Source organism: Mesorhizobium sp. M7A.F.Ca.CA.004.12.1.1, from assembly GCF_003997835.1.
Classification (GTDB): domain Bacteria; phylum Pseudomonadota; class Alphaproteobacteria; order Rhizobiales; family Rhizobiaceae; genus Mesorhizobium.
Map to the genome: position 1 here is coordinate 1 of NZ_RZRK01000399.1, position 5,665 is coordinate 5,665.

Here is a 5,665-nt window from a genome sequence, read left to right on the forward strand (position 1 = left end):
GCACGTTGGCCGCCGGGCAGCCGCCCAAGGTCGCGAAGGCGGAAACCTGCATCCAGCGGTGATAGCTGTCCATTGCGCGTCCGGCGACCTCACGCGGCCAATGCGTATCGACATCGAAGGGGAAGACCTGCGCGGTCGGCAGCGCGACGAGATCATAGCGGTCGAAGATCGACAACAGCGTGCGATGCCAGGATGTACGGGTCACGGAGGCGGCGCGGATCTGCGGCGCCGTCAGCCGCATGGCGTTCTCCACTTCCCAGATGGCTTCCGGCTTGAGCAGGCGGCGCTTCGCGGGATCGTCATAGTGGGTTTTGAGCGCGCAGCCGCTGCTGGCCTGGCGCAGCGTCACGAAGGCCTGCCACAGCGCTTCGAAATCGAAATCCGGCAGCAGGGGTTCGCTAGGGAAGGATGCATCCGCAAAGCGGCCAAGTGCCGCCTCGCACAGGCCGAGAATGCCTGTTTCAACCGGCAGATGACCGCCGAGGTCGCCGAGCCAGGCGATGCGGCCACCAGTTGCCGGTATTCCAAGCCCTTCGAGGAACGAGCCGGGTTTCTCGTAGGACAATGGCGCGCGCGGGTGGTAACCGGCCTGCACATCGAGCAGCAGGGCCATATCACGAACGTTGCAGCCCATCGGCCCGTCGACGCCCATCTGCGCATGGAAGACTTCGAAATCGGGTCCGCCGGGAACAAGTCCTTGCGACGGGCGGAAGCCAAAAACATTGTTCCAGGCGGCCGGGTTGCGCAGCGAGCCGCCGAAGTCGCTGCCATCGGCGACGGGCACCATGTTAAGCGCCAGGGCCACCGCCGCGCCGCCGCTCGAGCCGCCGGCGGTCAGGGCCGGATCGAACGCGTTCAACGTCGGCCCGAACACGGCGTTGTAGGTGTTGGAGCCAAGCCCGAATTCGGGGACGTTGGTCTTTCCGATGATGATGGCGCCGGCATTGCGGATGCGCTCGACAAAGAAATCGTCTTCCTGCGGCACGAAATCGGCGAAGATCGGCGAGCCGAAGGAGGTCCTGAGGCCCGTGGTCGAGGCGAGATCCTTGATGGCGATCGGCATGCCGAAAAGTGGACCCGCCGCTTCGGCTCGCGACAGGCTGGCATCGGCCGCATTGGCTTCGCGCAGGATATCGGCGCGATCGCGCAAGGAGACGATGGCGTTGACCAGCGGATTGACCGCCTCGATGCGATCGAGGAATGCCGCCACCACCTCGCGCACGGAAAGCTCTCTCTCCCGGATCGCGCCGGCGAGTTCGACAGCGGACAGGCGGCAGATGTCGCTTGCCGGCGGCACGGCATGTTTCGTTTGCGGACGCAGCATTTTAACGGGTTTCCTGCAGCGCCTGATCGACGTCTTTGGCGAGCGGGATCGCCGGTTGGGCGCCAGGCTTCAGGCAGGCCAGCGAACCGGCCGCGCCAGCGCGCGCCAGCGCCTGTTCGAGCGTGAGGCCCGACGACAGGCTGGCGGCGAAATAGCCGCAGAACGTATCGCCGGCGCCGACCGTGTCGACAGGGGTGATCTTGCGTGCCGGAACGGTGAGGAATTCGCTCGGCGTTGCCGCCATCACGCCGTCGCCGCCGAGCGTGACGACGACGGTGCGGCCGGTCTTTCCGGCAAAGTCGCGCATACGGGCCGCCCGGTCGCGGCCTTGCAGCGACAGCGCTTCGCCATAGAGGTCGAACTCGGTTTCGTTGGCGACGACATAGTCCGCCTTGCCGAGAAAGCCGGCTGCCTGCCCCTGGAAAGGCGCCGTGTTGAGCACGGTAATGGCGCCGGCCGCCCTTGCCTGGTCGAGGGCGGCATCGACGGTGGCCAGCGGAATCTCATTTTGCAGCAGCACGACGTCGCCTTTTTTCAGAAAGGCCTTGGAGAGATCGCCTGGCACCACGGAAGCGTTGGCGCCCGGCACCACGGCGATGATGTTCTCGCCGTCGTCGGCGACCATGATCAGTGCCGTGCCGGTCGAGGCATGAGTCTCGGCAACGCCGGACAGGTCGACCTTGCCGTCGCGCAGCAAGGCCAGTGCCTCGGCGGCGAAGCTGTCCCTGCCGACGGCGCCAACCATGCGCACCGAGGCGCCGGCGCGTGCGGCGGCCAGTGCCTGGTTGGCGCCCTTGCCCCCAGGTGCGGTGGTGAAGGCCGAGCCGCCCACCGTCTCGCCGGGACTCGGCAAGCGGTCGACCTTGGCGATAAGGTCGAGGTTGATCGAGCCGATGACGATAATCAAGCAGGGCCTCCTGGCAACGCAAATTCAAAATATCGGAGCGTCTTCGTGCGTCCGGGCGAACGCAGATCGTTCCGATTGCGTGGAAGCTAACCTGTAAGGCCGCGGCTTGCCAGACCACGCGCATGGTCCAGTCCGATTTGAGGTGTCGTGGCCTTATTCGCAGCGCACGGTGACCGTGCCCTGATAGTTGCCGGCGGGAAAGATACCGCTCGATTTGGTGGCGGTGAGGTCGACCTGCATCGCGTGGGTGCCGTTGGCAACCCTTTGCGGCACACTTCCGTTGACATCGACCCCCGAGCCATCGAGGCGGAAGACTGAAGCGAAGATCACGTTGGTGCCGCCGCCGCTCGGCGCGGAGGAGAATGCGGCAGGCGCCGGCGCCGAAACCGAATAGCAGTCAAGCAGGTTAAGTATCGAGCACAACAGGGAACTCGCCACCACGGTGGCGCTGGCGCTCGATCCGCCTGCCTGTTTGGAGCCCAGTATGCTGATGGCGGGATTGGCCTTCATCGTTCCGGACGCCCCGACCATGATGGTGCAGGTGCCGATGATCGCCGCCTGCGCCGGAAGGCAGGAACCGGCAAGTGCCGCCATCGCAAGCAGCGCGCGGCTACTGCTTCTTCTTTTTCTTGCCATCGCCATTTCCGGTCCTGATGCTCCAGCCTTCGTTGGCCCACCCCGGTGATGCGGCTGCGGGAGCGGTGGCGGCTACGCTGGCCGTCTGGCCGTCGGCGCCGAGGCCCATTTTGAGAAGTTTCAGCTCCAGATGCAGGCGCTCGACCTCAAGCTCATAGAGACGGCTGCAATCGACGCGCTTCGGCGTACGCCCGATCGGGATCACCACCCGGCCGTAAGTGGCGACATCATTGTCGGACTGGCTGTTGCCTCTGATAACGCCGAGATCGACATAGGCCCCGGAGCCGGAGACGGCGGAACGGCATGTGGTGCCGTCCGCGGCACGGACCTCGTCCTGACCCTGGGGCAAGGTGACACCGGGCAGGTTGAAGCCGCTCTCATTCTGGTTGAGGTTGTAGACGTCCTCGGCCCCGGCCGGCGAGGCACCCGCCCAAGCAGCCGCGAGCGCCAGTGTCAGGACTTGCGGCGCCCAAAGAACTTTCCGCATATCTGTGCCCTTATCTGCGTCTGTTGATTGGGAAAGGGGATGCTTTCGGTACAGATACGCACTTTACGCTCGGCCGCGCCGTCAAAGGGCACGACCACAAGGACAGAACGGGAAGCCTGGGAAGCCAGCTGGAAGACATTTGGAGAGATTCTGGCATCTACCGGCTGAAAATCCTGATCGTAGACGTGGATTTCGACCCGGATCTTCCGGTCGTAGGGATTGGCAGGGAAGATGCGGACCGCGAAGACGTCGGTGAAGCTGTTGATCTCGCCACGCATCGGCGACATCGATTGGGCCTTGGCGGCAATGGGTGTCAATCCGATGGCCAATGCCGTCGCCAGGATTCGAGCATGTTTCAACGACCCCTCCTTCGCCACGCGTCATTCGCAGCGCAGCGTTACCGTTGCCTGATAATTGCCGTTGGCGAAGCGATTGCTGCCGCCTTTGGTTCCAGCGAGGTGAACCGAGACGAGATCGGCGCCGGGGGTGGTGATGCTGGTTGCCGAGCCGGTCTCGACGATGGCATGCGCGCCGGTGGCGGAGTAGGTCGGCGTCCAGGTCGTCGACGTGCTGTCTGCCGATGGCACCGTCATGGTGGTGACCGGATCGACGCTGAGCGACACACCTCCGGTCGTCGTCAGTGTCACGGTCCCAGCCGAGCCGCCGCTGTTGTGGGAACTGAGGGACTGGAGATCGGGGCTGGCCGTCATCGTGCCGTTGGTGGCAACGACAAGCGTGCAGGTGGGCGCGATCGTGCCATTGAAGATGACATTCTGCGTCGCGGCCAACGCGGCCTCGTCGAGGCTGGCAACCAGCAGAGCTGCGGCGCAGGCGGCGCGAAACAATGTCATCGGGACCTCCTATCAAGCCGGATCGTCCGGATTAATATGAGGGCATCATCACTTTATCGTGGTTAATTTAGAGTTACCTAAAATAACGGCTCAAAATAACAACTGCAGGGGACCGGAGGTTGCCCTGGGTTGCAACGGCGGAAACCACAGTCTAAATCGCGCTTATACTTAAGAAGGCCGATATATCCATGTTTTCCTTCGCAATATCGAGGAAAATCGATATTACGATACCTGCCCGGCTTCCCAGCCCAGAATGGCGCGCTTGCGGGTCAGGCCCCAGTGATAGCCGGTGAGATCGCCTGATTTACCGATGGCGCGGTGACAAGGCACCACGAAAGAGAGCGGATTGGCCCCGTTGGCCGCACCGACAGCACGGCTGGCGGACGGTGCGCCGATGCTGGCCGCAATCGAGGAATAGGTGCGGGCCTTACCCATCGGGATCTTGAGCAGCGCCTCCCAGACGCGAACCTGGAAGTCGGTGCCGATCATGACGACATGCAGCGGCTGGTCGGGGCGCCACAGCGTCGGATCGAAGATACGGGCGGCATAGGGACCGGTAGCAGTCATGTCCTCGACATAGACGGCGTTCGGCCAGCGGCTGGACATGTCGGCGAAGGCGGCGCGTTCCTCGCCGGGGTCGCTGAAGGCGAGGCCGGCGAGCCCGCGCTCGGTGGCCATGATCAGGGCGGTGCCGAACGGCGAGGAATGGAAGCCGTAGCGGATGGTGAGCCCGGCGCCGCGTGTCTTGTAGTCGCCCGGCGACATCGCCTCATGGGTGACGAACAGGTCATGCAGCCGGCCCGGGCCGGACATGCCCAGTTCGAACGAGGTCTCGAGCAGCGGCATGCCGGAATCGAGCAGCCTGCGCGCATGGTCCAGCGTCACCGCCTGCAGGAAGGCTTTGGGCGACAGGCCGGCCCAGCGGGTGAAGAGTTTTTGCAGGCCGGTCGGCGTCTCGCCAACCTCCTCGGCCAGTTCTTCGAGGGAAGGCTGATCGCGATAGTCGAGACTGATCTTCTCGATGGCACGGCGCACGATTTCGTAGTCGCTGCCTTCAGGCGTGATGTCCTTTTTGAGGACTGCGGTGTGTGTGCTCATGGAACTGTCTCCTTGAGCCGGAATATCGCCCCTCGGGGCGTCGATCGCCACCCGAAACTTGCCTTCCTACGCCGCATACGTAGATGGACACGGGATTCGAGCCCAGGAGCCGCCCGTGGCTGGCTCAGCGTGCCTTGGCGGTCGCCAGCGCGCGCGAAAAGGCGGTGGCAAAGCTCTCGCGGGAATCGGGGTCCAGGAAGGATCCGATCGGCACGTTCTGCCCTTGGCCTTCCACCGTCATCCCTGTGATGCCGATCTCGGCGTGGCGGGCTACCGAAAACCGCGCCCAGAACGGATTGAAGCGATGCGCTTCCGATTTGCCGGAAGGTGCGGTCTTGCGGATGTCGAGGCTGGTGCGCGAG

Annotated in this window: 8 protein-coding genes; all 8 read right to left on the reverse strand. The window is 64.1% G+C overall.

All coding sequences use genetic code 11. From position 1 onward, the window contains the following. A partial coding sequence (locus EN984_RS20470) for an amidase (RefSeq protein ID WP_164765551.1) occupies positions 1-1,324 on the reverse strand: 1,324 nt, incomplete at its 3' end. A gap of 1 nt (position 1,325) precedes the next feature. Next, entirely contained in the window at positions 1,326-2,231 is a 906-nt protein-coding gene (locus EN984_RS20475) for a ribokinase (RefSeq protein WP_127267104.1), read from the reverse strand. 153 nt (positions 2,232-2,384) lie between these two features. Continuing rightward, positions 2,385-2,867: a hypothetical protein gene (locus EN984_RS20480; protein ID WP_127387361.1), complete on the reverse strand. Its 483-nt coding sequence runs from the start codon at positions 2,865-2,867 to the stop codon at positions 2,385-2,387. Then, on the reverse strand, positions 2,842-3,354 hold the full coding sequence (locus EN984_RS20485; protein ID WP_127267102.1) for a hypothetical protein: 513 nt from the start codon (positions 3,352-3,354) through the stop codon (positions 2,842-2,844). Before EN984_RS20485 ends, EN984_RS20480 begins: the two co-directional genes overlap by 26 nt. Beyond that, a complete protein-coding gene (locus EN984_RS20490; protein ID WP_127267101.1) occupies positions 3,321-3,713 on the reverse strand; it encodes a hypothetical protein in 393 nt (130 codons plus the stop codon). The genes EN984_RS20485 and EN984_RS20490 overlap by 34 nt, the downstream gene beginning before the upstream one ends. Positions 3,714-3,734: 21 nt before the next feature. Continuing rightward, on the reverse strand, positions 3,735-4,205 hold the full coding sequence (locus EN984_RS20495) for a hypothetical protein (RefSeq protein ID WP_127267100.1): 471 nt from the start codon (positions 4,203-4,205) through the stop codon (positions 3,735-3,737). A gap of 222 nt (positions 4,206-4,427) precedes the next feature. After that, entirely contained in the window at positions 4,428-5,303 is an 876-nt protein-coding gene (locus EN984_RS20500) for a bifunctional helix-turn-helix domain-containing protein/methylated-DNA--[protein]-cysteine S-methyltransferase (protein WP_127267099.1), read from the reverse strand. Between the two features lie 124 nt (positions 5,304-5,427). Further along, positions 5,428-5,665, reverse strand: a 238-nt coding sequence (locus EN984_RS20505; protein ID WP_127383911.1) for a DUF2244 domain-containing protein, incomplete at its 5' end; no start/stop codon positions are given.

Excerpts from the sequence above, each read along its gene's own strand:
- EN984_RS20480 (WP_127387361.1), bottom strand. The coding sequence starts at position 2,867 with ATGGCAAGAAAAAGAAGAAGCAGTAGCCGCGCGCTGCTTGCGATGGCG.
- EN984_RS20485 (WP_127267102.1), bottom strand. The coding sequence starts at position 3,354 with ATGCGGAAAGTTCTTTGGGCGCCGCAAGTCCTGACACTGGCGCTCGCG.
- EN984_RS20495 (WP_127267100.1), bottom strand. The coding sequence starts at position 4,205 with ATGACATTGTTTCGCGCCGCCTGCGCCGCAGCTCTGCTGGTTGCCAGC.
- EN984_RS20500 (WP_127267099.1), bottom strand. The coding sequence starts at position 5,303 with ATGAGCACACACACCGCAGTCCTCAAAAAGGACATCACGCCTGAAGGC.